This is a genomic window from Pseudomonas sp. Eth.TT006 (assembly GCF_054456575.1).
The window spans coordinates 336,264-360,247 of sequence record NZ_JBTJEN010000004.1; the positions used below are offsets into that span (position 1 = coordinate 336,264).

Below are 23,984 nucleotides of genomic sequence, written 5' to 3' on the forward strand. Positions count from 1 at the left end.
CTGCCGCAGGCTGCGATCTTTTGATCTGTCATGTTTTGGTCATGCGCCTGACTTAATCTCCCCGGCAATCCCCTTGGCTTGATTCGGTGCCGGCATGACCCTGCGTGTTCTGTTCGTGTTTGTGTTGAGTGCATGGCTGTCGGTGTCTGCCGCCGCCCTGCCCATCCCGGAAAACGGCCCGGCACTGCGCATTCAGGGTTCCAACACCATTGGCGCCGATCTCGGTCCGGCGCTGGTTGAAGGTTTTCTGCAGCAACAGGGCCTGCTGAAAATCCACCGGGAAAACCCTGACGCCGCCAACGAACAACACATCGTCGGCCAAACCGCTCAGGGCCAACGCGTGGTGATCGAAGTCGCCGCCCACGGCTCGAGCACCGGTTTCACAGCACTGAAAAACGCCAGCGCCGACCTCGCCGCCGCCTCCCGTCCGATCAAGGACAGCGAACTGCTCAGCCTGCAAGCGCTCGGCGACATGAAGAGTCCCGAGGCCGAGCAGGTCATCGCCATCGATGGCCTGGCGATCATCCTGCATCCCGACAATCCGCTGCAGCAACTAGACACCGCGCAACTGGCGCGGATCTTCGCCGGCGAGGTGAAAACCTGGGAAGCGCTCGGTGGCCGTGGCGGCGCGATTCATTTATATGCGCGGGATGATCAGTCCGGCACCTACGACACGTTCAAGGAACTGGTGCTGGCTCGCCATGAGAAAAGTCTGAGCGCGACGGCGAAACGCTTCGAATCCAGCGAGCAATTGTCCGACGCGGTAAGCAGCGATCCGCAAGGCATCGGGTTTATCGGCCTGCCTTATGTGCGTCAGGCCAAAGCCGTGGCCATCGCTGACGGTGCGTCGCAATCGATGTTGCCGCTCAGCAGCCTGATCGCGACGGAAGACTATCCGCTGTCGCGCCGCCTGTTCTTATATCTGCCGCCCATCAGCCAGAATCCCTGGGCCTGCGCGCTGGTGGCGTTTGCGCAAAGTCCACAAGGGCAGAAGATTGTCGCGGCCAACGGTTTTATCAGCCAGAGCATCCATGCGATGAGTGTTACGCCGAATCCGCTGATGCCCGAGGGTTATCAATCCCTCATCCGGCATGCCCAGCGTCTGACGGTGAATTTCCGCTTTGAAGAAGGCAGCGCCAGCCTCGACAACAAGGCGCGACAGGATCTGGCGCGGGTGCTCGACTATATAAAGCGCCACGACAAGGCTGATCGGGCGGTGACGCTGGTGGGTTTTGGTGACGAGAAAGACGATCCGGCCCGGGCCGACCTGCTGTCGAAGTTGCGGGCAATGGCGGTGCGGCGCGAACTGGTGAAGAACGGCGTGGTGCTGCGCGAGGTGCGCGGGTTTGGCGCGTTGATGCCGGTGGCGGCGAACAACGGCGATGAGGGACGGATCAAGAATCGACGGGTTGAGGTTTGGGTGTATTGAGCCTGACGGTGATGTATTGGCTGATCTGGCGCCTTCGCGGGCAAGCCCGCTCCCACAGGTTTCTCTGGCGTTCACCAATTCGTGTTCACTGGAGAATCGTGTGGGAGCGAACTTGCTCGCGAAGCCGGCGACGCGGTCTTAATGCCCGCTGCGCAGCATCTCTTTCGGCACATACTTGCCGATCTCGAACTTGCCGATGGCCGCGCGGTGTACTTCGTCGGGGCCGTCGGCCAGGCGCAGGGTGCGTTGCATGGCGTACATGTAGGCCAGCGGGAAGTCGTTCGAGACCCCGGCCCCGCCGTGGATCTGGATCGCGCGGTCGATCACCCGCAGGGCGACGTTCGGTGCGACGACCTTGATCTGGGCGATCTCGCTTTTCGCCACTTTGTTGCCCACGGTGTCCATCATGTACGCCGCCTTCAGGGTCAGCAGGCGCGCCATGTCGATCTCCATCCGCGAGTCGGCGATCTTGTCGACGTTACCGCCCAGACGCGCCAGCGGTTTGCCGAATGCAGTGCGACTCACTGAGCGTTTGCACATCAATTCCAGTGCGCGCTCGGCCATGCCGACTGAACGCATGCAGTGGTGGATTCGCCCTGGGCCAAGCCGACCCTGGGCGATTTCGAAGCCGCGTCCTTCGCCGAGCAGGACGTTTTCGTACGGCACGCGCACGTTATCGAACAGCACTTCGGCATGGCCATGGGGTGCGTCGTCATAACCGAACACCGGCAGCGGACGGACGATCTTCACGCCGGGGGTGTCGACCGGCACCAGAATCATCGAGTGCTGCGCATGGCGCGGTGCATCGGGGTTGCTCAGGCCCATGAAGATCAGGATCTTGCAGCGCGGATCGCAAGCGCCTGAGGTCCACCATTTCTTGCCGTTGATCACCCACTCGTCGCCGTCACGCACCGCGCGGGCGGCCATGTTGGTGGCGTCGGACGAAGCCACGTCCGGTTCGGTCATGGCGAACGCCGAACGGATCTCGCCGCGCAGCAGCGGTTCGAGCCAGCGCTGTTTCTGTTCTTCGTTGGCATAGCGCACCAGCACTTCCATGTTGCCGGTGTCCGGCGCCGAGCAGTTGAACGGCTCCGGCCCGAGCAACGAGCGGCCCATGATTTCCGCCAGCGGCGCGTATTCGAGGTTGGTCAGCCCAGCGCCAAGCTCCGATTCCGGCAGGAACAGATTCCACAGACCTTCGGCCTTGGCCTTGGCCTTGAGCTCTTCCATGATCGCGGTCGGCTGCCAGCGATCGCCCTCGGCAACCTGACGTTCGAACACGGCTTCGGCCGGGTAAACGTAAGCGTCCATGAACGCGGTCACGCGCTCACGCAGTTCTTGCACCTTGGGCGAATAAGCGAAATCCATGAGCAATTACCTTCTTTCGGCAGAGGTTGTTCAGATCATGCAATCGATGCTAGAACAGCGCTGATAATTTACCTAGCCTATTCTCGGCGTGTATAAACATTCATCACCGATATATGATCCGCTGATCGTCAGCCCACAGAACAAGAGAAACCGCGTTATGAATCTGAGCAAGGTCGACCTCAACCTTTTCATTGTCTTCGACGCGATCTACACCGAAGCCAACCTGACCCGCGCCGGGCAGATTGTCGGCATTACTCAGCCGGCGGTGTCCAACGCGCTGGCACGGTTGCGCGAGACCTTCAACGATCCGCTGTTCGTGCGCACCGCCCAAGGCATGGTGCCGACGCCGATGGCGCAGAACATCATCGGCCCGGTGCGTAATGCGTTGTCGCTGCTGCGGGTGTCAGTGCAGGAAAGCCGGATTTTCAACCCGGCGCAGGCGGTCAAGACTTACCGCATCAGCATGACCGACCTCACGGAGGCGGTGATTCTGCCGCCGCTGTTCCAGCGTCTGCGACGGCTGGCGCCAACGGTGATCATCGAAAGTTTTCTGTCGAAACGCCGCGAAACCACCAAGGAACTGGCCGCCGGGCGTCTGGATTTCGCCGTCGATGCGCCGCTCAACACCGACCCGCAGGTGCGTCACGTCAAGCTGATGGAGGACCGCTACGTGTGTGCGATGCGCAAGGGCCATCCGCTGGCGGGCAAGGACAAGCTCAGCCTCGACGATTACCTGGGGCTGACCCACATTCATATTTCCAGCCGCCGCAGCGGTCTGGGTTACGTGGATCTGTCCCTGGGCAAGATGGGCATTCAACGCAAGATCGCCCTGCGCTCGCAGCATTACCTGATGGCGTCGCAGGTCATGCAGCAGACCGACATGGTGATGACCGTGCCCGAGCGTTTTGCCCGGCGTAACGATTTGCATGCGTTCAACCTGCCGGTCAACGACGTCCCGCCGCTGGAGACGCACCTGTACTGGCATGAAAGCACCGACCAGGACCCGGCCAACCGCTGGATGCGTGAGCAGATCATCGAGTTGTGCCAGCAGGTGACGGCGCAGGAGAAGAAGCTCGACAAGGTGTAGGGCTTTGCACCGCGTTATCGTTTTTCGCGAGCAAGCCCGCTCCCACAGTTAATCGCCGTCCATCTGAACGAATGCGGTCGAATGTGGGAGCGGGCTTGCTCGCGAAGAGACCACCAAAATCAGCGCACATTTTGAATCCTTGACGTAAACGTCAACGCCCCATTAGCTTTAACGCCAGAACCTTTTTCGAGCGCTTTCATGAGCAGCCAGACCTACAGCATTTCCGATCTCGCCCGCGAGCTGGACATCACCACCCGGGCGATCCGTTTTTATGAAGAACAAGGCCTGCTCAGCCCTGAGCGCCGTGGCCAGGAACGCATCTATTCGCCACGCGACAAGGTCACGCTGAAGCTGATCCTGCGCGGCAAGCGCATCGGTTTCTCGCTGGCCGAATGCCGCGAGCTGATCGAACTCTACGACCCGTCCGGCGGTAACACCAAACAGCTCAACAGCATGCTGGCGAAAATCAGCGAACGCCGGCAACAGCTTGAGCAGCAGCTGCTGGATATCGAACAGATGAAACTGGAACTCGATACCGCTGAAGAACGCTGCGTGCAGGCGTTGGAGCAGACGCTCAAAAGCCAGCATTCAGCTCAGTAACCTAAATAAATCCCAATGTGGGAGCGGGCTTGCTCGCGAAAGCGGTGTTTCAGAAACATTTTTGTCGACTGACACTCCGCTTTCGCGAGCAAGCCCGCTCCCACAAGGGGGTTCCGCAGGAATTCAGAAGAGCAGGTCAACCCCATGCCCCTCCCCTCCCAAGTACGTCTGATCGAAGTCGGCCCGCGCGATGGCCTGCAGAACGAAGCCCAGCCGATCAGCGTGGCTGACAAGGTGCAACTGGTCGACGCCCTCAGCGCGGCCGGCCTTGGTTATATAGAAGTCGGCAGTTTCGTCTCGCCGAAATGGGTGCCGCAGATGGCCGGTTCCGCCGAAGTGTTCGCGCAGATCCAGCGCAAGCCCGGCGTGACCTACGGCGCGCTGGCACCAAACCTGCGCGGCTTTGAAGATGCCGTGGCGGCCGGCGTGAAGGAAGTCGCGGTGTTCGCTGCAGCGTCCGAAGCGTTCTCGCAGCGCAACATCAACTGCTCGATCAGCGAGAGCCTGGCGCGCTTCGCACCGATCATGGAAGCGGCGAAACAGCATGGCGTTACCGTGCGCGGTTACGTGTCCTGCGTGCTCGGCTGTCCGTACGAAGGCACGGTCGCCCCGGAGCAAGTGGCGATGGTCGCCCGCGAGCTGTATGCGATGGGCTGCTACGAAGTGTCCCTCGGCGACACCATTGGCACCGGCACCGCTGGCGCGACTCGTCGCCTGTTTGAGGTGGTGTCGGCGCAGGTGCCACGGGAAAAACTCGCCGGGCATTTCCATGACACCTACGGTCAGGCCATGGCCAACATCTACGCCAGTCTGCTGGAGGGCATTGCGGTGTTCGACAGTTCTATCGCCGGCCTCGGCGGCTGCCCGTATGCCAAGGGCGCGAGCGGTAACGTCGCCACCGAAGACGTGGTGTACCTGCTCAACGGCCTGGGCATCGAGACCGGTATCGACCTGGACGCCTTGATTGCCGCGGGTCAGCAGATCAGCGCGGTGCTCGGTCGCGCGAGCGGTTCGCGTGTGGCCAAGGCCCGTAACGCCCAGTGAGGGCGAAGGTGTTACCGCTGCGTCCGAAACGTGGGCATGGACGAGTAACACGGAAACAAATTGTCTGGATTGTCCTGAAGGAAAAATCCTTCAAAAAACTCAAAGCCTTGATTTACAAGGCTTTTAAATAGTTGGCACGGCTTCTGCTATCTCTATGGCATAACAAGAATAAAAAGCAGCAAACCAATAAAAATAAGACGTACCGACTCTGACATAACAAGAACAACACGGCAGAGACGCAGCTAACAGATTTTTTTGGAGAAGGTGTGCTTTTCAGGGTGCTCTCAGGAGTGACCCGCAACCGGGCAGAGAACAATAAAACTACCTTCAGGTAGCTCCCGAATCGGTTGGATCGTTAACGAGAAAGCAGATCAGCGCTCAAAAAAATACGTTTGCTCTTGACCCCGGATGGGGGTCGCCAAAAACAGCGGTAAAGGGCCACGGTTGCCAAAAACAACAACAGACCGCCCCTCAATAATAAGAAAGAGCACGCGACGACAAAATTAAAGGGGAGCTTCGGCTCCCCTTTGTGCATTCTGTGATTCCGCAAAATCTTACAAAACCCTGTGGGAGCTGGCTTGCCAGCGATAGCGGTAGATCATTCAACATGGATGCTGGCTGACCTGCCGTCATCGCTGGCAAGCCAGCTCCCACAGGGGACTATGGTTACCGATCGATTAACTTCAATTCATCAATGCTTATTTCACGCATCCGGAATTTCTGGATCTTGCCCGTCACCGTCATCGGAAACTCCTCGACGAACTTGAAATGCCGCGGCGTCTTGAAGTGCGCGATACGCTCCTTGCACCACGCCTGCAGTTCCTGTTCGGTCGCAGCGTGGCCGGGATGGAATTTGATCCAGGCGACGATCTCCTCGCCATAACGCGTGCAGGGAATGCCGATTACCTGCACGTCCGCCACCGCCGGGTGAGTGAAGAAAAACTCTTCCAGCTCACGCGGATAAACGTTCTCGCCACCCCGGATGATCATGTCCTTGTTGCGCCCGGCGATGTTGACGTAACCCGCATCGTTCATGCTCGCCAGGTCGCCGGTGTGCATCCAGCCGGCCTCGTCGATGGCCTCGCTGGTGGCCTGCAGGTTGTTCCAGTAGCCGAGCATCACGCTGTATCCGCGGGTGCACAGCTCGCCGATGGTGCCGCGCGGCACCAGGTTGCCCGTCGGGTCGATGATCTTGCTTTCCAGTTGCGGCTGCGTGCGGCCGACGGTGGTCACGCGCAACTCCAGCTCATCATCGGGCCCGGTTTGCAGCGACACCGGGCTGGTTTCGGTCATGCCATAGGCGATCTGTACCTCGCTCATGTGCATCTCGCTGATGACCCGGCGCATTACTTCGATCGGACACGTGGCGCCGGCCATGATCCCGGTGCGCAGGCTCGACAGATCGAAGTCGGCGCGCTGCGGTTGATCGAGCATGGCGATGAACATGGTCGGCACGCCGTAGAGAGCGGTGGCCTGTTCTTCGGCGACGGTTTGCAGAGTCAGCAGCGGATCGAAGGCGTCGTTGGGATAGATCATCGTGCTGCCGTGGGTGATGCAACCGAGATTGCCCATGACCATGCCGAAGCAGTGGTACAGCGGCACCGGGATCACCAGGCGGTCGCTCCGGGTCAGGCCGATGCTTGCGCCGACCATGTAACCGTTGTTGAGGATGTTGTAGTGACTGAGGGTCGCGCCCTTGGGGAAACCGGTGGTGCCGGAGGTGTACTGGATGTTTACCGCTTGATCGAAGTGCAGGCTGTCGCTGCGTTCGCGCAGTTGTTCGGGGGCAATGCTTTTGCCCAGATCGGCCAGTTGCGACCACGGCAGGAAGCCGGACGGCGGCTGAACGTCGAGGCTGATCACCCCGCGCAAGTCCGGCAGACGCTCGCTGCGCAATTGGCCGATGGAGTGCTCGGCGAGTTCCGGGACCAGCCCTTGCAGCATGGCGTGGTAGTTCGAGGACTTGAACGCCCCGGCGCACACCAGCCACTGACAGCCGGATTGCTTGAGCACATATTCCAGTTCAGCACTGCGGTAGGCCGGGTTGATGTTGACCAGGATCACGCCGATTTTCGCCGTGGCAATCTGCGTGATGCACCACTGCGCGCAGTTCGGCGCCCAGATGCCAAGCCGATCCCCCGCCTGCAAACCCAGCGCCAGCAGGGCTCTGGCGTGCAGATCCACTGTATCGGCCAGTTGTCGCCAGGAGTAGCGCAACTGTTGATGACGTACCACCAGCGCCTCGCTGTCCGGGTATTGCGCCACGGTCTGGTCGAACTTCTGTCCGATGGTCAGCGCCAGCAAGGCTTTGTCTTGGGCACCACGGGTGTAACTGCTTTGCGGGTTTGCACTGGGTTGATCCATGACGATCCCTGTTGTCTTTATTAGTGGGGTTTACCGGAGCTCACTTTTCTGCGGGTGGCATTTGTGGCGAGGGGATTTATCCCCGATGGTGTGCGAAGCGCACCCTCAGTTTTCCTGTTGAACCGCACTCACAGGTTTTGGGTCGGCTTCGCCAACCATCGGGGATAAAATCCCCTCACCACAGAGGCTCACTTCCACAAAGCCTGTCCGCTTTCAATCTTCAACTTGCCCTACTCTCGCCCAGGTTGACGTTAACGTAAAGTCCATTGACAGCCTCTTTTCGCAAGTTTACGTTAACGTAAAGGCGAGAACTGTTCGACCGCCCTCGCCGCCCGACAAAAAAGCCAAAAAGGTGCCCCATGAGCTATCCATCCCTGAACTTCGCCCTCGGTGAAACCATCGACATGCTGCGCGATCAGGTTCAGTCCTTTGTCGCCGACCAGATCGCCCCTCGCGCGGCGCAGATCGATCACGACAACCTGTTCCCGGCCGACATGTGGCGCAAATTCGGCGACATGGGCCTGCTCGGCATCACCGTGCCGGAAGAGTATGGCGGCGCGGGTCTGGGTTACCTGGCGCACGTGGTCGCGATGGAAGAAATCAGCCGGGGCTCGGCCTCGGTGGCGCTGTCCTACGGCGCGCATTCCAACCTTTGCGTCAACCAGATCAACCGCAATGGTAACCACGAGCAAAAAACCAGATACCTGCCGAAACTGATCAGCGGCGAACACGTCGGCGCCCTCGCCATGAGCGAGCCGAACGCCGGTTCCGACGTGGTCTCGATGAAACTGCGCGCTGACAAGCGCGGCGACCGTTTCGTGCTCAATGGCAGCAAAACCTGGATCACCAACGGCCCCGACGCCAATACCTATGTGATCTACGCCAAGACCGATCTGGAAAAAGGTCCGCACGGCATTACCGCGTTTATCGTCGAGCGCGACTGGAAAGGCTTCAGCCGCAGCAACAAGTTCGACAAACTCGGCATGCGCGGCTCCAACACCTGCGAGCTGTTCTTCGATGACGTCGAAGTGCCGGAAGAGAACATCCTCGGCGTGCTCAACGGCGGTGTGAAAGTGCTGATGAGCGGCCTCGATTACGAACGCGTGGTGCTGTCCGGCGGCCCGACCGGGATCATGCAGTCGTGCATGGACCTGATCGTGCCATACATCCACGACCGCAAGCAGTTCGGCCAGAGCATCGGCGAATTCCAGCTGATCCAGGGCAAAGTCGCCGACATGTACACCCAGCTCAACGCCAGCCGCGCCTACCTGTACGCCGTGGCGCAGGCTTGCGAGCGCGGCGAAACCACGCGCAAGGATGCCGCCGGGGTGATCCTTTACACCGCCGAACGCGCCACGCAAATGGCCCTCGACGCGATCCAGATTCTCGGCGGCAACGGTTACATCAACGAATTCCCCGCCGGACGACTGCTGCGTGACGCCAAGCTGTACGAAATCGGTGCCGGCACCAGTGAGATTCGTCGCATGCTGATCGGTCGCGAACTGTTCAACGAGACGAAATGAATTTCGTCAGTTGCCAGCCGCAAGCGCCAGGCTGCAAGAGAACAGCTGTTACTTGCCGCTTGAAGCTTGCCGCTCACAGCTGCTTACGGAGTAAGCCATGATTTTGCATACCCAGCTCAACCCGCGTTCTGCCGAGTTCGCCGCCAACAGCGCGGCAATGCTCAAACAGGTCGACGCCCTGCGCACCCTGCTCGCCCAAGTGGCGCAGGGAGGCGGCGCGAAAGCTCAGGAGCGCCACACCTCGCGCGGCAAGCTGCTGCCCCGTGAGCGGATCAATCGTCTGCTCGATCCGGGTTCGCCGTTTCTGGAAATCAGTCAGCTCGCCGCGCACGCGGTATATGGCGAAGACGTGCCGGCAGCAGGCGTGATTGCCGGGATCGGCCGCGTCGAAGGCGTCGAGTGCATGATCGTCGCCAATGACGCGACGGTGAAAGGCGGCTCGTACTACCCGCTGACCGTAAAAAAACACCTGCGTGCGCAAACCATCGCCCAGCAGAATCGCCTGCCGTGCATCTATCTGGTGGACTCCGGCGGCGCCAACCTGCCCCGTCAGGACGAGGTGTTCCCCGATCGCGAACACTTCGGGCGGATCTTCTTCAACCAGGCCAACATGAGCGCGATGGGCATTCCGCAGATTGCCGTGGTCATGGGCTCGTGCACCGCCGGTGGCGCGTATGTGCCGGCGATGGCCGACGAAGCGATCATGGTGCGCAATCAGGCGACGATTTTCCTCGCCGGCCCGCCGCTGGTGAAAGCCGCGACCGGTGAAGTGGTCAGCGCCGAAGACCTTGGCGGTGCGGATGTGCACTGCAAGACGTCCGGGGTGGCCGACCACTACGCCGAGAGCGACGAACACGCCCTCGCCCTCGCCCGCCGCAGCATCGCCAACCTCAACTGGCGCAAACTCGGCGAGGTACAACGACGCGCACCCATTGCGCCGCTGTATGCCAGTGACGAGCTGTACGGCGTGGTCTCGGCCGACGCCAAGCAGCCGTTCGATGTGCGTGAAGTAATTGCGCGGCTGGTCGACGGTTCGGTGTTCGATGAGTTCAAGGCGCTTTTCGGCACTACGCTGGTCTGCGGTTTCGCCCACCTGCACGGTTACCCGATCGCGATCCTCGCCAACAACGGCATCCTCTTCGCCGAAGCCGCGCAAAAAGGCGCGCACTTCATCGAACTGGCCTGCCAGCGCGGCATCCCGCTGCTGTTTTTGCAGAACATCACCGGCTTCATGGTCGGGCAGAAATACGAGGCCGGCGGCATCGCCAAGCACGGCGCGAAACTGGTGACCGCGGTGGCCTGCGCCAAGGTGCCGAAATTCACCGTGATCATCGGCGGCAGCTTTGGCGCCGGTAACTACGGCATGTGCGGGCGGGCTTACGATCCGCGCTTCCTGTGGATGTGGCCGAACGCGCGCATCGGCGTAATGGGTGCCGAGCAGGCCGCCGGCGTGCTGGTGCAGGTCAAACGCGAACAGGCAGAACGCAGCGGTCAGGCCTTCAGCGCCGAACAGGAAGCCGAGATCAAGCAACCGATCCTCGATCAGTACGAAGAGCAGGGTCACCCTTACTACTCCAGCGCACGGCTATGGGATGACGGAGTCATCGACCCGGCGCAGACCCGCGAGGTGCTGGCCCTGGCCTTGTCCGCGGCGCTGAACGCGCCTATCGAACCGAGCCGCTTCGGCGTGTTCCGGATGTGATCGGGAGAATCTCATGAGCGATTTCAACACCCTCGAACTGCAGAGCGATCCACGGGGTTTCGCCACCCTCTGGCTCAATCGCGCGGAAAAGAACAACGCGTTCAACGCCGAGATGATTCGCGAGCTGATTCTGGCGCTGGACAAAGTCGCCAGCGACGCCAGCCTGCGTTTCCTGTTGGTGCGCGGGCGTGGCAGACACTTCAGCGCCGGCGCCGATCTGGCGTGGATGCAGCAGTCGGCCGAACTCGATTACCACACCAACCTCGACGACGCCCGCGAACTGGCGGAGCTGATGTACAACCTCGCCAAACTGAAAATCCCGACCCTGGCCGTGGTCCAGGGTGCGGCGTTCGGTGGCGCGTTGGGGTTGATCAGTTGCTGCGACATGGCGATTGGTGCCGATGACGCGCAGTTCTGCCTGTCGGAAGTACGCATCGGCCTGGCGCCGGCAGTGATCAGTCCGTTCGTGGTCCAGGCCATTGGCGAACGCGCGGCTCGTCGTTACGCGTTGACCGCCGAGCGTTTCGGCGGGCAGCGGGCGCGGGAGATCGGTTTGTTGTCCGAGAGCTACCCGGCCGCCGAACTTGATCAAGCCGTTGAGCAATGGATCGATAATCTGCTGCTCAACAGCCCCGCCGCGATGCGTGCCAGCAAAGATCTGCTGCGCGAAGTCGGTAACGGTGCGCTGACCCCGGCCCTGCGCCGCTACACCGAAAACGCCATCGCCCGGATTCGTGTCAGCCCGGAAGGCCAGGAAGGCTTGCGCGCGTTCCTGCAAAAACGCGCGCCGAGCTGGCAAGCCACAACCACCCCCAAGGAGCCGCGTTGATGAGCGCACCTGTTCTCACCACCCTGCTGGTGGCCAACCGCGGCGAAATCGCCTGCCGGGTGATGCGTACCGCCAAGGCGCTGGGCCTGACCACCGTCGCCGTGCACAGCGCCACCGACCGCGACGCGCGTCACAGCCGTGAAGCCGATATCCGCGTCGACCTCGGCGGCAGCAAGGCCGCCGACAGCTACCTGCAGATCGACAAACTGATCGCAGCGGCCAAGGCCAGCGGCGCGCAGGCTATTCATCCGGGTTATGGTTTTCTTTCGGAGAACGCCGGTTTTGCCCGGGCCATCGAACAGGCCGGATTGATTTTCCTCGGCCCGCCCGCCTCGGCCATCGACGCCATGGGCAGCAAATCGGCGGCCAAGGCCTTGATGGAAACCGCTGGCGTGCCACTGGTGCCGGGCTATCACGGCGAGGCGCAGGACCTCGACACCTTCCGCGCTGCCTGTGAACGCATCGGCTATCCGGTGCTGCTCAAGGCCACTGCCGGCGGCGGTGGCAAAGGCATGAAAGTGGTCGAGGACGTCAGCCAACTGGCCGAAGCGCTGGCCTCGGCGCAGCGGGAAGCGCAGTCGTCGTTCGGCGATTCGCGGATGCTGGTGGAGAAATACTTGCTCAAACCGCGCCATGTGGAGATCCAGGTGTTTGCCGACCAGCACGGCAACTGCCTGTACCTCAACGAGCGTGATTGTTCGATCCAGCGCCGCCACCAGAAAGTCGTCGAAGAAGCGCCAGCGCCGGGCCTGACCCCGGAACTGCGCCGTGCCATGGGTGAAGCGGCAGTGCGTTCGGCGCAGGCGATTGGTTACGTCGGCGCCGGCACCGTGGAGTTTCTGCTGGATGCGCGCGGCGAGTTCTTCTTCATGGAAATGAACACGCGCCTGCAGGTCGAGCACCCAGTGACTGAAGCAATCACCGGCCTCGATCTGGTGGCGTGGCAGATCCGTGTGGCGCGTGGTGAAGCGTTGCCGATCACTCAGGATCAAGTACCACTCAATGGCCATGCGATTGAAGTGCGGCTGTATGCCGAAGACCCGTCGAATGACTTCCTGCCGGCGACCGGGCGTCTGCAGCTGTATCGGGAATCGGCTGCCGGTCCGGGCCGGCGGGTGGACAGCGGCGTTGAACAAGGCGACGAGATCTCGCCGTTCTACGACCCGATGCTCGGCAAGCTGATTGCCTGGGGCGAGGACCGTGAGCAGGCGCGCCTGCGCTTGTTGAACATGCTCGATGAGTTCGCGATTGGCGGTCTGAAGACCAACATCAGCTTCCTGCGACGGATCATCGCGCATCCAGCCTTTGCCGCTGCGCAACTTGATACCGGGTTTATTCCGCGCTATCAGGAGCAGCTATTGCCGGAGCCGGGCGAGCTGAGTGATGAGTTCTGGCACACCGCAGCGCAGGCGTTCACGCAGAGTTTGCCGTGCGCGGCACGGGAGGATGATCCGGATTCGCCGTGGGCATCGAACAATGGTTTGCGCGCCGGTTTGCCGGCAGAAATCACCTTGCACCTGAGCTGCGACGGCCAGGATCGCGCACTGACTCTGAACGCCGTCGGTAACGCCAGGCTGTCGGGTGAAATTCTGGTGCTCGAGCACGATGGTGTACGCCGTAACGTGCGCGCCATTCGCCAGGACGATTCGTTGTACCTGCAATGGGATGGCGAGTTGCGCCGGATCGAGATCTACGACCCGATCAGCGCCGCTGACGCCAGCCACGGCCATCAGGGCGGGCTGACCGCACCGATGAACGGCAGCATCGTGCGGGTATTGGTGGAGGCCGGGCAAACGGTCGAGGCCGGTGCACAACTGGTGGTGCTGGAGGCGATGAAGATGGAGCACAGCATCCGTGCGCCCCATGCGGGAGTGATCAAGGCGCTGTATTGCCAGGAAGGCGAAATGGTCGGTGAAGGCAGCGCACTGGTTGAACTGGAAGTGGTGTAAATAAAGGATCGATCCTACGCCTGGCGAGGATCGATCTGACTAGAAACGCGCCGTCGCCTGAACCACCACGCCGATGATTCGACACTCATCGGTGAACAGGGCTTTCGGCCAGGTCGGATTGAGCGGCACCAGGTAACGCTGGCCGCCCTCTTCGTCGAGCTTGCGAAAGATCGCTTCTTCGCTGTCCTGCCACTGGGCGATCACCAGTTTGCCGGGCAGCGCTTCCGCCTCCGGATCCACCAGGATCAGCATGCCTTCGGCGATGCTCTGGCCGGTGGGTGCGGTCATTGAGTCCCCCGCCACCGTCAGCCAGAACGCCGCACCACGGGCGTGATAATCCGTCAGTTCGAAACGCTGTTTGTCTTTCGTCGGCGCATAAGCGGCGGTTGCGCTCTCGCGGATTTCGCAGGACGTGCGCCAGTCACTGACCGGGTACCGGAAGTACGGGTTGTACTTCTGTGCCAGGGGCATCTCGTCATCCGTGGACTCCTGCGGTTCGCGGATCACCAGCACCACCTCGAGGAAGTCCATGCCCAGCGCCTGCAACACGCGGTTCATTTGGGTAATGCCCGGCTCGCGACGTTTGTTCAGCCAATGGCCGATGCCGCCCTGGGACATGCCGACGCGCTCTCCGAGCTCTGTTTGAGTGATTTTGAGTTCACTCATCTTGGCCTTGACCAACTCAATCCATTTATCCATGTGGGGCACCTTACGTCGACGCCTTCGGCCGGCAAAACACATATTGTAGTATTTAAATTCTGGTCACAACTACGCATCGTACTATCCTGAAAGCACGGACTATTCAAACGAACAAGGAGTGACCCTTCATCATGAACATCAGCAGCAAAGACTTGCCCGATCTGCACATGGATACCACGTTCACCTCCCCTCAAGGCAACGCGGCAGCGCAGCGGGCGCTGGACTATTACTTGAAACCAGCTGTGTCAGAGCCCGAGGTCGAAGAGCGTTTCTTCAATGTGAAACGTCATCTCAGCGGCGAAGAAGCGCTAGTGCACGCCTCGGATCTGTTGCGCTGTGCAGCGGCCACCGCTTTCAAGGCAGCCGAAAACCTGCAGGGCGCAAGCCGCGACCTGGCTTTTTCGGTAGTGCATATGGTGGATATGGCGCGAGCGATGGTCGACCATTCAATCGATGGCGAACAGCTCTGAGGGATACGGGAAACAGAAAACGGGAGAGATTTTTCCCAGCGCGCAGATAAAAACATTTGACTTGCAAATGATAATGATTACTATTGCAAGCAACTGGTCGCGAGATCAGTCGATAGACCAGAGACCTTAGGTCGGTCTTCTGGACTATCTCCTCATCAGGCTAATCACGGTTTTTGACCCGGCTTTTTGCCGGGTCTTTTTTTGCCCGTTTTTCAGGCTTATGTCTTCAGGCTAATGAAGTCTTTGGGTGCAGCAAATTCGATGGCGCGGATCATATCAAAAGAATATCGCTTGGCAAGCCAAGCCCGGCCCTATTGGGGGAAACTTGTGCCAATTAGCACTTGAGAATCAATTGCACACTCTCTAAGCTGCTAGCGCGTCATGGAAGACGCCCCCACGCAAGCCGCAAATTCCCTCGGTTTCACCGCTGTCTTGCGTGTAAAGTAGCCGCCATAAAAATCATATTCAGGAACCGATATGACCGTGGCCAAATCTTCGTTCGACATCAGCGCCAACTTCGACAGCGGCAATATTCAAGTCATCGACATCTCCAATCCGCTCAACCCGGTTCTGGCCATTCGCCCGGATACCCGCAGCGCGCACTTTCAATGGTTCCATTTCAAAGCCAGCGGTCTGCATGTGCATCAGGAGCACTGGTTTCGCCTGGTCAACGCCAGCCAGTCCTCCTACAACAAGGCATGGACCGGTTATCAGGCCGTCGCCTCCTACGACCACGTCAACTGGTTCCGCATCCCGACCCAATTCGAAGGTGACAGCCTGCGCTTCTGCCTCGAAGCCGAGCAGACTCACGCCTGGTTCGCCTACTTCGAACCCTACAGCCGCGGTCGGCATGACTGGCTGATCGAACAGGCGCTGACCAAGGCCGGCACTGAACTGCTGGCCAACGGCAAGAGCGTCGAAGGTCGTGACATTCAACTGCTGCGCAAGGGCAGCGGCGCCGAAGGCCAACGCAAAGTCTGGATCATCGCCCAGCAGCACCCCGGTGAGCACATGGCCGAATGGTTCATGGAAGGCGTGATCGAGCGTCTGGAACGCCACGACGACCCGGTGTTGAACAAACTGCTGGCCAGCGCCGATCTGTATCTGGTGCCGAACATGAACCCGGACGGCGCCTTCCACGGTCATCTGCGCACCAACGCGATGGGCCAGGATCTGAACCGTGCCTGGCAGAGCGCCACTCAGGACGTCAGCCCTGAGGTATTTTTCGTACAGCAGCAGATGGAAAAGTACGGCGTCGATATGTTCCTCGACGTACACGGTGACGAAGAAATCCCCCACGTGTTCACCGCCGGTTGCGAAGGCAACCCGGGCTACACGCCGCGCATCGAGAAGCTCGAGGAGCATTTCCGCACGCACCTCAAGCACACCACCAAAGACTTCCAGACCCAATACGGCTATACCCGCGACGAGCCGGGTCAGGCCAACATGACCCTGGCTTGCAACGCTGTCGGTCAGAAATACGACTGCCTGTCCCTGACCCTGGAAATGCCGTTCAAGGATCATGACGACCATCCCGACAACGTCACCGGCTGGTCGGGCAAACGCTCCAAACAGCTGGGCAAGGACGTGCTGACCACCCTCGCCGATATGGTTGATACCCTGCGCTGATCCCTTCCCGCGCCGCAACGAAAAATCGCAGCTCACGCTGCGATTTTTTTGCCCGACACCTGGGTTATGGGTGGCCAAAAACGACGTCAAAAGATCGCAGCCTGCGGCAGCTCCTACAGGGATCAGGGCGAATATTGCATGTCGCCCATCCACTCCAGCACTTCGGCGTTCGCGATGTGGATCAGGTGCCCCCCAAACAAATCGCCACCCGGGCTGGCTAGCCGCGATCCCGGCCGCGCAGCATGCTGTCGAGCACCTCGTCGCGGCGTACCCAACCGTGGAACAGCGCCGCCGCCAGGTGCAACAGCACGGTGAGGAACAACAGGTACGCCAGATAACCATGCGCCTTGCGCAGCAGGGCAAACACCTGCGCATCGGCCGGCAGAATCGACGGTAGCTGCAGTGAACTGCTGAGCATCACCGGCTCGCCCGAGGCGCTGATCATCGCCCAACCGAGCAGCGGCAGCACCAGCATCAGTGCGTACAACAGCACATGCGACGCCTTGGCCGCCAGCACTTGCCAGCCCGGCAGATCCGCCGGCAACGGCGGCTGGCGCGTGGAAAAGCGCACCAACAGGCGCACCACTACCAGCAGCAGAATCGCGATGCCCAGCGGTTTGTGCAGATGAATCAGCCATTCATGCCGTTGCGACACCGACGTGACCATGCCGGCGCCAATAAACAACATGGCGATGATCATCAGCGCCATCAGCCAGTGCAGCAGCCGCGCCAGCAGCGCGAAATGAGTCGGTTGCGTGCTCATGGGCGAGCCTCCTGGCGGGTGGCGGGCAATTGGCTGACTTCACTGGTCCGGCGCAGATAGGAATCGGCGTAACCGGCGGAACGCGCAGCGAGCAATGGGTCGTCGGAGCCCTCGATGCCGGCCGGCAGCACCAGCGGATCGTAGTTGATGTCGCGGCACTCGCCGCTGAGCTGCGGCTGGGTTTTCTCCAACACCAGCGTGCCGGCGTTCAGCACTTTGCGCCCCTCGGGCCAGGCCTTGCTGGCGTCGTTCACCGGGTCACCGGGATTGGCCAGGGTGATGTTCAACTGCCAACGCAACGGCCCTTCGGCCAGACGTTGCACCAGATCCTTCTCGAGAAAGTCCGCGCCCTCTGGCGCCGTGGCTCCGGCGGCATCGCGCGCCAGCGGCGTGACACTCCAGCGCACGGCCTGCTTCTGGCCACTGGCGTTGACCAGATAAAACGCATTCACGCTGTTGTAGGTTTCGGTGGCATAGCTCGCCGAGGGTTTGGCGGTCTTCACCCAAGTCAGGAACGGCACGGCTTCCGGGTGCGCGGCAAAAAACGCCGGGACTTTCGACGGATCCGGTTTGCCCGTAGCCGGGTCCGGCGACTGCGCCTGCTGCAACTGGTAGAACGCCTCGGGGGTACCGACCGGGAACACCGGCATGCTGTTCATCCCGGTGCGCCATTGCTGACCGTTGGCTTGGGTGAAGCGTAACGCCAGACTGCGGATCGGCACGCTGCTGTCCGGCGCATAAGGATTGCCGGCCGGCAACGCGAAACGTCCGACCACCGGAGTCTGCGCTTCGTTGAACACCTGCGCGGAGGAAAACGCCCGCGCCTCGCCGCTGCTCTCGAAATGCCCGATCACGCACACGCCCTTGGCGTGGTTGCGCCGAAACCCGGGATGCACGCCGTTGTTTTTCTCCAGCACATCGACCAACGCTTTGGGCGTCAGCCGTTGTGGGTCAAGATTACCGTGCACGTAGGCAAACGCCCCGGCGACTGCGGCAACCACCACGGCAATGGCCGCCAGACGCAGCACTGTGCTCGCGGCACTCAAGGGCGGGCGTTGCGGCCCGCCCGGGGGTGAGGTGCGATCAACCATGAAAAGACTCCAGGGCCAATGGCCATAGGGAAAGGTGCTATGAGACGTACGTCTCGCAGGATTATTCCCGTTGAACTGTAGTTTCTTTCAGCAGATCGCGAGTGCCGCGTTGAAACGGCTAGTTGTCGAGGTCAAATCGCGGCGCACGCTTCTCCAGAAATGCGCGCATGCCCTCCTGTTGCCCCGGCGTGGCAAACAGGCCATGGAACGCGCGACGCTCGAACACCATCCCCTCGCGCAAGCCCGACTCGTCAACCCGGTCTACCGCTTCTCGAGCCGCCCGGACTGCCGCGCGCGGGAAACCACTGATCTGCCGGGCAACGGCCAGCGCCAGCGGTACCACCTCGTCGGCGTCGGCCACCCGAGAGACCAGCCCTGACTGTTCGGCTTCTTCGGCACCCATCGAGCGTCCGGTCAGAATCATGTCCATGGCTTTGGCACGCCCGATCAAACGGGTCAAACGCTGGGTGCCGCCCATGCCGGGCATGACCCCGAGTTTTATTTCCGGCAGGCCGAATTGCGCCGATCTGCTGGCGATGATCACATCGCACATCATCGCCAGCTCGCAGCCGCCACCGAACGCGTAACCACAGACCGCCGCGACGGTGGGCGTGCGCAACTGCGCAAACGCCTGCCAATCGGCGAAGTAGTCTTCGCGGATCATGTCAGCACAGCTCTTGCCGTACATTTCCCGAATATCGGCGCCTGCAGCGAAGTAATCCTGGGTAGCGGTAATCACCACGCAGCCCACTTGCGGCTCGCTGTCCAGCGCCTGCAACGTCGCGAGCAACTCATGCATCAGTGACGTGTTCAGCGCATTGCGCGCCTGCGGGCGGTTCAGGCGGATCAGGGCAACACGCCCATGTCGTTCAATCAACAGATTCATGACCATCTCTTCAATAAAGGGAAAATAAAGATTCAGTACAGGCGCGCTGGTCAGGAATCCCAGATCGCGCCATAGGCGGCGATGCCGCGCGCTTCCATTTCCTCGACGACCCGCCCGGTCAGCGTCTGATTGGCAATGCAGATCACCGCCTCGGCGCCGCTTGCCTGGACGGCCGCATAGGCCAGCGCCACCAGATCCGGCTTGCCCGCTACGTCGGTATCCCAGATATGCGCGTCGGGCTGCGCCAGCAGAATCTCGTCCACCAACTCGTCGCCATAAGTCTTGCGCGGGCTGCGGGTGGACCAGATAAGGTGGATCGGCACCTGGCGGGCCAGCAGATGAGGCAACACCGGGCCGATGCCACTGCCTGTCGCGACATACACCACCGACTTGAACAGGGTTTCGATATGCGCCACGCCGGCGGTGGTGATGCCCTTGACCCAGACATGCGTGGGTGGCTGATCGATCAGGCGTCCGGTCCAGTCACCGGCACGGGAAATGATCAAGCGAAAACCCGTCTGGCACGGTGCCGGAATATTGGCAAAGGCATGCCATTCCCACAGTGGATTGAGGCTGATGGCCGTGGACGATCCGGCGAACGGCGTCAGATGATCGAAGCGCGCAATCAGGGCGTGTGAGGACGGCTTGACCAGTGTCACCGGCACCTTGCGCAAGCGCAGCCAGGGCAAGGCGATGCTTAACGTCAACACCAGCAACATCCAGAATGTGGCCGAGCCCGCGAGGTCCTGCAGCAGACTCGCCTCTGGCTCTACGCTGCGTGTGCCCAGCAAGGTGATCGCCCAAAACAGTCCGAGGGCCGCCCAGCCGGCAAATCGGTGGGTACGTTCGAAGCCGTTATGCCAGCGCGAACGAATGCGCGGCTGGGCCATGATCGCCACCAGCAGCAGCAAACCCAGCAATGCGCCATGCAGGCCCAGCAGCGTCAGCGATACCGCGCCCGCCCCGGTAAACCGCTGCCAGAGCATCGTGCCGAACAACGCCGCAAACCAGCCGATCGCGGCGACGGCGCCGCCGCTGTGCAGGCCGCCAAAGTGATAGACCTTGGCCAGTGAGCGGCGAATGGCCAGCGGCCAACTCGTCGGGGCGCGGGTGGCGAGCCAGAACAGCAGATTGATCAGAAACTGCTGACGAACCAGAATCGCCAGTGACAGGTTCGCCGTCACCCAGCCGGACAACGTCGGCAGCGCAAGACTATCGCCCGCCCACCATTGCCCGGCGTTCAGACCATAAGCCAACGCCGCCAGATTGACGATCAGCACCAGGGCAAACAAACGGTTGTAGTGCGAAAACACCGGCAACGAACCCAACCGCCGCCAAAGTGCCCGCCGGGGTGGCAATCCGCAACCGGCCTCGAAATCACTCATTGCCCCGGCTCCTGAACGTCACCGTGCTGGGCCTGATGCGCCACCGCCCATTCGAGCAACAAGCGCTTGTCGACTTTGCCGCGTGAGGTGAGCGGGATGCTGTCCACCGGCAGAATCAGCGACGGCACGCAGTAATAGGCCAGCCGCTCTTCGCAGCAACGACGGGCAGCTGCAACATCGGTGCTGCGTGGGTAGACAAAAGCGACGAGGTTGCGATTGTCGAGCTTCAACGTCACCGCGCGCTGGCAGCCGGGGGACGCCTCAAGTGCCGTGGACACAGAGTCGAGTTCCACTCGAAAACCGCGAATTTTGACCTGATCATCGACGCGCCCCAGATGCTCCAGCTCACCGTCCGGGGTCCAGCGGCCGAGGTCGCGGGTGCGAAACATCAGGCGGCCCTGGCCGAGGAAGGGATCTGCGCGATAACGTTCAGCCGTCAATTGCGGATTACCCAGATACCCCGCCGTCACACAAGCGCCGCCGGCCCACATTTCGCCCGGCTCACCGGGTGCGCATAACTGCCCCGCCTCATCCAGCACATACACGGTGTTGTTCGGCGTCGGTTTGCCGATGGTCAGGGCGGCACCGGGCCGGTAATGCTGCATGGTGTTGACGATGGTGGTTTCGGTCGGTCCGCAGGCGTTGTAGAACCGGCAAAACGCCGCCCAGCGATCGGCCAGTGGTTGCGGACAAGGCTCACCGGCCAGCGCCACCACCTTCACGCTGGAACAACGTGCCGGATCCAGCGTGGCCAGAATCGACGGCGTGGCGATCAACACATCGCACTGCTCGGCGGTTTCGGCGATATTTTTGCCGCGGATCAGCAACGTTGCGCCATGGGCCAGACAGCCGAGAATCTCCCAGGCCGCCATGTCGAAGGCGATGTTGAGTATTTGCCCGACCTTCAATCCCGGCTGCATGCCCAGATTGCCCGGGGCGGTCAGCAGGATGTTGCAGACATTGCGCTGCGTGACGCGCACGCCATTGGGGACGCCGGTGGTGCCCGAGGTGAAGAGCACGAAGCACAGCGCGTCGGGCGACATCTGTAAGCCGGCTGGATTGTGCTCATCGGCTGGCGAGGAAGGCGCATCGATAAACGTATCGAGGTGTATGCAGTGCTGCTGCGCCGTCAGCGGGATGGCGGGCGCCAGCGCCGACAGCGTCAGGACGATCCGCGTGCGGGCGACGTTCATGATGTGCTGCAACTGTTGCGTCGGGGTGATCGTTACATGTTGGGGAATGTACGCCGCGCCGATTTTCAACGTGGCCAGCATCCCCACCAGCATCGGGATCGAGCGCTCGACAAACAGCGCCACATGATCGCCAGCGACCACCCCTCGCTCCAGCAAATGCGCGGCGAGGCGATTGGCCTGACGGTTCAATTCGCCGTAGGTAATGGTCTCGCCCCGGCAGTGCGCGGCAATGCCTCGTGGCATGTGCAGGGCTTGTGCTTCAATGGCGTAGTGAATCTGGGAAAATGCCGGTACGGCCTTGGGGCCACAACCGAAACGTTGCCATGCGCTATCAGTTACCGCTCGGGATGGCGTCTGGCTGGAAATTGCGAAAGCTTGCATAAAAGTCCCCTTGGGTCTCATCTGGCTGGAACGCGCAATCAGCGACGGTTGCCTGTCTGTGCGTGTCCAACCGGTTGAGCCGGGGCCGGCAAAATCATTACGTTGATTACAAAACGCGGCGAACTTTCCTACGCAGTTAAGAAAAAAATCTTTCACACCGCTTCATGGAATAACCTGCGTCAAGCGACGTCTTGCTTGTCAATACCACCGTCTCGACTCAGGCCTGCCACTGTCCATGAACACAATCGACGAACATTTACGCGAGTTGATCCCTCGTCTGAGGCGCTTCGCCCTGTCGCTGACGCACAACAGCGCCAGCGCCGATGATCTGGTGCAGGCCAGCCTCGAACGGGCCCTGTCGGCCTGGGGCGGCAAGCGTGATGAGGGTGACGTGCGGGCGTGGCTGTTCTCGATCCTCTACCGACAATTTCTCGATGCCCATCGACGCTCGCGCCGTTACGCGCGGATGCTCGAATTGTTCACCGGCCGCGACGATGCCGAGCCTTCGACCGAGCGCACGGTGATCGCCCAATCGGCCCTGCAAGCCTTCGATCGGCTGCCCACCGAGCAGCGTGCCCTGCTGTTGATGGTTTCGGTGGAAGGCCTGACGTACAAGGAAGTCGCCGAGATCCTCGACGTCCCTACCGGCACCGTGATGTCGCGTCTGTCACGCGCGCGCCAGGCGTTGCGCCAGTTGAGCGACGGCGAAATCAGCAGCCCTTCTTTGCGGATACTCAAATGATCAGCATGCCCCCCAGCGAACGCGACCTGCACGCCTACGTCGATCACCAACTCGGCGAGGCCGACCGGCGCGCCCTCGACGCCTGGCTGGCCAACCATCCGGACACCGCCGCGCAGGTGCGTGCCTGGCAACAGGATGCCCAACAACTGCGTGCGGCGCTGAGTGGTGCGTTGCAGCAACCGGTCAATCCGGCGCTCGATCCGGCGCTGATACGCCACCGCCTCAAGCGTCAGGCACGACGGCACCTGGCCAGCGCAGCGGTGTTGCTGATCGCGGTCGGCATTGGCGGCTTCAGTGGCTGGCAGGCGCGGGAAATGACCATGACGCGCTCCGCCGTGCTGCCGATGACCGATGCGTTGCAGGCCTATCGGCTGATTGCCCAGCAAGGCATCTTGCCGGCGGACTACAAGGTCGACAGCGATGGCGACATGCAGCGCTGGCTCGACCGCTACTTCACCCGGGTCAGTCGTTTGCCGGACCTGAAATCCGCCGGCTTCGAACCGGTCAGCGGTCGCCTGCTCAGCACCGACGAAGGCCCGGCAGCGATGGTGATGTATGAAGATCGCAGCGGCCACAAGGTGAGCTTCTACGTGCGCCCCCCGGGGCCGAAAAATACCTTCCTGCCCCGCGGCAGTCGCAACGAGGGTGATCTGCAGGCCGATTACTGGTCCGGTGGCGGCTACAACTACGCAATGGTCAGCCCGACCGACTCGCCAGCGGCGCAGCAACTCAAGCAATCACTGCAATTCTGAAATCCCCCCTGTAGGAGCTGCGGCACGCTGTGCTCTTTTGATCTTGCTGTTAAAAATCAAAAGGTCGCAGCGTGCCGCAGCTCCTACAGGATTTTGTG

At 61.2% G+C, this 23,984-nt stretch carries 20 protein-coding genes; 12 read left to right on the top strand and 8 right to left on the bottom strand.

Annotated elements, in window-relative coordinates; translation table 11 throughout:
• The first annotated feature begins 94 nt into the window (after window positions 1–94).
• On the top strand, window positions 95–1,429 hold the full coding sequence (locus tag ACXR0M_RS09270; RefSeq protein WP_458831612.1) for a substrate-binding domain-containing protein: 1,335 nt from the start codon (window positions 95–97) through the stop codon (window positions 1,427–1,429).
• Window positions 1,430–1,567: 138 nt separating this feature from the next.
• On the opposite strand, the gene ACXR0M_RS09275 is transcribed toward ACXR0M_RS09270, so the two are convergent.
• The gene (locus ACXR0M_RS09275) at window positions 1,568–2,797 is read right to left on the bottom strand and encodes an acyl-CoA dehydrogenase (protein WP_458831613.1); all 1,230 of its coding nucleotides are present in this window, start codon (window positions 2,795–2,797) and stop codon (window positions 1,568–1,570) included.
• Between the two features lie 157 nt (window positions 2,798–2,954).
• Between ACXR0M_RS09275 and ACXR0M_RS09280 the strand changes: the two genes are divergently transcribed.
• From ACXR0M_RS09280 to ACXR0M_RS09290, 3 genes are all read left to right on the top strand, one after another.
• A complete protein-coding gene (locus tag ACXR0M_RS09280; protein ID WP_458831614.1) occupies window positions 2,955–3,884 on the top strand; it encodes a LysR family transcriptional regulator in 930 nt (309 codons plus the stop codon).
• 198 nt (window positions 3,885–4,082) lie between these two features.
• Window positions 4,083–4,484: a MerR family transcriptional regulator gene (locus tag ACXR0M_RS09285; protein WP_458831615.1), complete on the top strand. Its 402-nt coding sequence runs from the start codon at window positions 4,083–4,085 to the stop codon at window positions 4,482–4,484.
• Between the two features lie 144 nt (window positions 4,485–4,628).
• Complete coding sequence (locus ACXR0M_RS09290; RefSeq protein ID WP_458831616.1) at window positions 4,629–5,528, top strand: hydroxymethylglutaryl-CoA lyase; 900 nt, start codon at window positions 4,629–4,631, stop codon at window positions 5,526–5,528.
• A 666-nt stretch (window positions 5,529–6,194) separates the two neighbouring features.
• Here ACXR0M_RS09290 and ACXR0M_RS09295 read toward each other — a convergent pair.
• Complete coding sequence (locus ACXR0M_RS09295) at window positions 6,195–7,892, bottom strand: AMP-binding protein (RefSeq protein ID WP_458831617.1); 1,698 nt, start codon at window positions 7,890–7,892, stop codon at window positions 6,195–6,197.
• Between the two features lie 359 nt (window positions 7,893–8,251).
• Between ACXR0M_RS09295 and ACXR0M_RS09300 the strand changes: the two genes are divergently transcribed.
• The 4 genes from ACXR0M_RS09300 (at window position 8,252) to ACXR0M_RS09315 (ending at window position 13,895) form a co-directional block, all read left to right on the top strand.
• Window positions 8,252–9,415, top strand: a complete 1,164-nt coding sequence (locus ACXR0M_RS09300; RefSeq protein ID WP_458831618.1) for an isovaleryl-CoA dehydrogenase — start codon at window positions 8,252–8,254, stop codon at window positions 9,413–9,415.
• A gap of 97 nt (window positions 9,416–9,512) precedes the next feature.
• Window positions 9,513–11,117, top strand: a complete 1,605-nt coding sequence (locus ACXR0M_RS09305; RefSeq protein WP_458831619.1) for a carboxyl transferase domain-containing protein — start codon at window positions 9,513–9,515, stop codon at window positions 11,115–11,117.
• A gap of 13 nt (window positions 11,118–11,130) precedes the next feature.
• A complete protein-coding gene (locus ACXR0M_RS09310) occupies window positions 11,131–11,946 on the top strand; it encodes a gamma-carboxygeranoyl-CoA hydratase (RefSeq protein ID WP_458831620.1) in 816 nt (271 codons plus the stop codon).
• Window positions 11,946–13,895 (top strand): acetyl/propionyl/methylcrotonyl-CoA carboxylase subunit alpha, encoded by a 1,950-nt coding sequence (locus tag ACXR0M_RS09315; RefSeq protein ID WP_458831621.1) that lies wholly within the window; start codon window positions 11,946–11,948, stop codon window positions 13,893–13,895. The genes ACXR0M_RS09310 and ACXR0M_RS09315 overlap by 1 nt, the downstream gene beginning before the upstream one ends.
• A 39-nt stretch (window positions 13,896–13,934) precedes the next feature.
• Here the strand turns inward: ACXR0M_RS09315 and ACXR0M_RS09320 are convergent, their stop codons facing one another.
• On the bottom strand, window positions 13,935–14,594 hold the full coding sequence (locus ACXR0M_RS09320) for a LexA family protein (RefSeq protein WP_458831622.1): 660 nt from the start codon (window positions 14,592–14,594) through the stop codon (window positions 13,935–13,937).
• Window positions 14,595–14,725: 131 nt separating this feature from the next.
• Here ACXR0M_RS09320 and ACXR0M_RS09325 point away from each other — a divergent pair, with 131 nt between their 5' ends.
• On the top strand, window positions 14,726–15,064 hold the full coding sequence (locus ACXR0M_RS09325; RefSeq protein ID WP_458831623.1) for a DUF6124 family protein: 339 nt from the start codon (window positions 14,726–14,728) through the stop codon (window positions 15,062–15,064).
• Window positions 15,065–15,541: 477 nt separating this feature from the next.
• On the top strand, window positions 15,542–16,693 hold the full coding sequence (locus ACXR0M_RS09330) for a M14 family metallopeptidase (RefSeq protein WP_458831624.1): 1,152 nt from the start codon (window positions 15,542–15,544) through the stop codon (window positions 16,691–16,693).
• A gap of 217 nt (window positions 16,694–16,910) precedes the next feature.
• Here the strand turns inward: ACXR0M_RS09330 and ACXR0M_RS09335 are convergent, their stop codons facing one another.
• The 5 genes from ACXR0M_RS09335 to ACXR0M_RS09355 all read right to left on the bottom strand — a co-directional run bounded on the left by ACXR0M_RS09335 (window position 16,911) and on the right by ACXR0M_RS09355 (window position 22,392).
• Window positions 16,911–17,456 (bottom strand): cytochrome b, encoded by a 546-nt coding sequence (locus tag ACXR0M_RS09335; protein ID WP_458831625.1) that lies wholly within the window; start codon window positions 17,454–17,456, stop codon window positions 16,911–16,913.
• Window positions 17,453–18,547, bottom strand: a complete 1,095-nt coding sequence (locus ACXR0M_RS09340) for a catalase family peroxidase (protein ID WP_458831626.1) — start codon at window positions 18,545–18,547, stop codon at window positions 17,453–17,455. Before ACXR0M_RS09340 ends, ACXR0M_RS09335 begins: the two co-directional genes overlap by 4 nt.
• 118 nt (window positions 18,548–18,665) lie before the next feature.
• A complete protein-coding gene (locus ACXR0M_RS09345; protein WP_458831627.1) occupies window positions 18,666–19,433 on the bottom strand; it encodes an enoyl-CoA hydratase-related protein in 768 nt (255 codons plus the stop codon).
• Between the two features lie 50 nt (window positions 19,434–19,483).
• Window positions 19,484–20,818, bottom strand: a complete 1,335-nt coding sequence (locus ACXR0M_RS09350) for a ferredoxin reductase domain-containing protein (protein ID WP_458831628.1) — start codon at window positions 20,816–20,818, stop codon at window positions 19,484–19,486.
• Window positions 20,815–22,392 (bottom strand): amino acid adenylation domain-containing protein, encoded by a 1,578-nt coding sequence (locus tag ACXR0M_RS09355; RefSeq protein WP_458831629.1) that lies wholly within the window; start codon window positions 22,390–22,392, stop codon window positions 20,815–20,817. The genes ACXR0M_RS09350 and ACXR0M_RS09355 overlap by 4 nt, the downstream gene beginning before the upstream one ends.
• 235 nt (window positions 22,393–22,627) lie before the next feature.
• On the opposite strand from ACXR0M_RS09355, the gene ACXR0M_RS09360 reads away from it, so the two are divergent.
• A complete protein-coding gene (locus tag ACXR0M_RS09360; RefSeq protein WP_458831630.1) occupies window positions 22,628–23,134 on the top strand; it encodes an RNA polymerase sigma factor in 507 nt (168 codons plus the stop codon).
• On the top strand, window positions 23,131–23,886 hold the full coding sequence (locus ACXR0M_RS09365; RefSeq protein ID WP_458831631.1) for an anti-sigma factor family protein: 756 nt from the start codon (window positions 23,131–23,133) through the stop codon (window positions 23,884–23,886). Before ACXR0M_RS09360 ends, ACXR0M_RS09365 begins: the two co-directional genes overlap by 4 nt.
• Window positions 23,887–23,984 lie beyond the last annotated feature (98 nt).

What these genes read in the sequence shown, in the direction of transcription:
- ACXR0M_RS09270 (WP_458831612.1), top strand. Translation starts at nt 95, where the DNA reads ATGACCCTGCGTGTTCTGTTCGTGTTTGTGTTGAGTGCATGGCTGTCG.
- ACXR0M_RS09275 (WP_458831613.1), bottom strand. Translation starts at nt 2,797, where the DNA reads ATGGATTTCGCTTATTCGCCCAAGGTGCAAGAACTGCGTGAGCGCGTG.
- ACXR0M_RS09280 (WP_458831614.1), top strand. Translation starts at nt 2,955, where the DNA reads ATGAATCTGAGCAAGGTCGACCTCAACCTTTTCATTGTCTTCGACGCG.
- ACXR0M_RS09285 (WP_458831615.1), top strand. Translation starts at nt 4,083, where the DNA reads ATGAGCAGCCAGACCTACAGCATTTCCGATCTCGCCCGCGAGCTGGAC.
- ACXR0M_RS09290 (WP_458831616.1), top strand. Translation starts at nt 4,629, where the DNA reads ATGCCCCTCCCCTCCCAAGTACGTCTGATCGAAGTCGGCCCGCGCGAT.
- ACXR0M_RS09295 (WP_458831617.1), bottom strand. Translation starts at nt 7,892, where the DNA reads ATGGATCAACCCAGTGCAAACCCGCAAAGCAGTTACACCCGTGGTGCC.
- ACXR0M_RS09300 (WP_458831618.1), top strand. Translation starts at nt 8,252, where the DNA reads ATGAGCTATCCATCCCTGAACTTCGCCCTCGGTGAAACCATCGACATG.
- ACXR0M_RS09305 (WP_458831619.1), top strand. Translation starts at nt 9,513, where the DNA reads ATGATTTTGCATACCCAGCTCAACCCGCGTTCTGCCGAGTTCGCCGCC.
- ACXR0M_RS09310 (WP_458831620.1), top strand. Translation starts at nt 11,131, where the DNA reads ATGAGCGATTTCAACACCCTCGAACTGCAGAGCGATCCACGGGGTTTC.
- ACXR0M_RS09315 (WP_458831621.1), top strand. Translation starts at nt 11,946, where the DNA reads ATGAGCGCACCTGTTCTCACCACCCTGCTGGTGGCCAACCGCGGCGAA.
- ACXR0M_RS09320 (WP_458831622.1), bottom strand. Translation starts at nt 14,594, where the DNA reads ATGGATAAATGGATTGAGTTGGTCAAGGCCAAGATGAGTGAACTCAAA.
- ACXR0M_RS09325 (WP_458831623.1), top strand. Translation starts at nt 14,726, where the DNA reads ATGAACATCAGCAGCAAAGACTTGCCCGATCTGCACATGGATACCACG.
- ACXR0M_RS09330 (WP_458831624.1), top strand. Translation starts at nt 15,542, where the DNA reads ATGACCGTGGCCAAATCTTCGTTCGACATCAGCGCCAACTTCGACAGC.
- ACXR0M_RS09335 (WP_458831625.1), bottom strand. Translation starts at nt 17,456, where the DNA reads ATGAGCACGCAACCGACTCATTTCGCGCTGCTGGCGCGGCTGCTGCAC.
- ACXR0M_RS09340 (WP_458831626.1), bottom strand. Translation starts at nt 18,547, where the DNA reads ATGGTTGATCGCACCTCACCCCCGGGCGGGCCGCAACGCCCGCCCTTG.
- ACXR0M_RS09345 (WP_458831627.1), bottom strand. Translation starts at nt 19,433, where the DNA reads ATGAATCTGTTGATTGAACGACATGGGCGTGTTGCCCTGATCCGCCTG.
- ACXR0M_RS09350 (WP_458831628.1), bottom strand. Translation starts at nt 20,818, where the DNA reads ATGAGTGATTTCGAGGCCGGTTGCGGATTGCCACCCCGGCGGGCACTT.
- ACXR0M_RS09355 (WP_458831629.1), bottom strand. Translation starts at nt 22,392, where the DNA reads ATGCAAGCTTTCGCAATTTCCAGCCAGACGCCATCCCGAGCGGTAACT.
- ACXR0M_RS09360 (WP_458831630.1), top strand. Translation starts at nt 22,628, where the DNA reads ATGAACACAATCGACGAACATTTACGCGAGTTGATCCCTCGTCTGAGG.
- ACXR0M_RS09365 (WP_458831631.1), top strand. Translation starts at nt 23,131, where the DNA reads ATGATCAGCATGCCCCCCAGCGAACGCGACCTGCACGCCTACGTCGAT.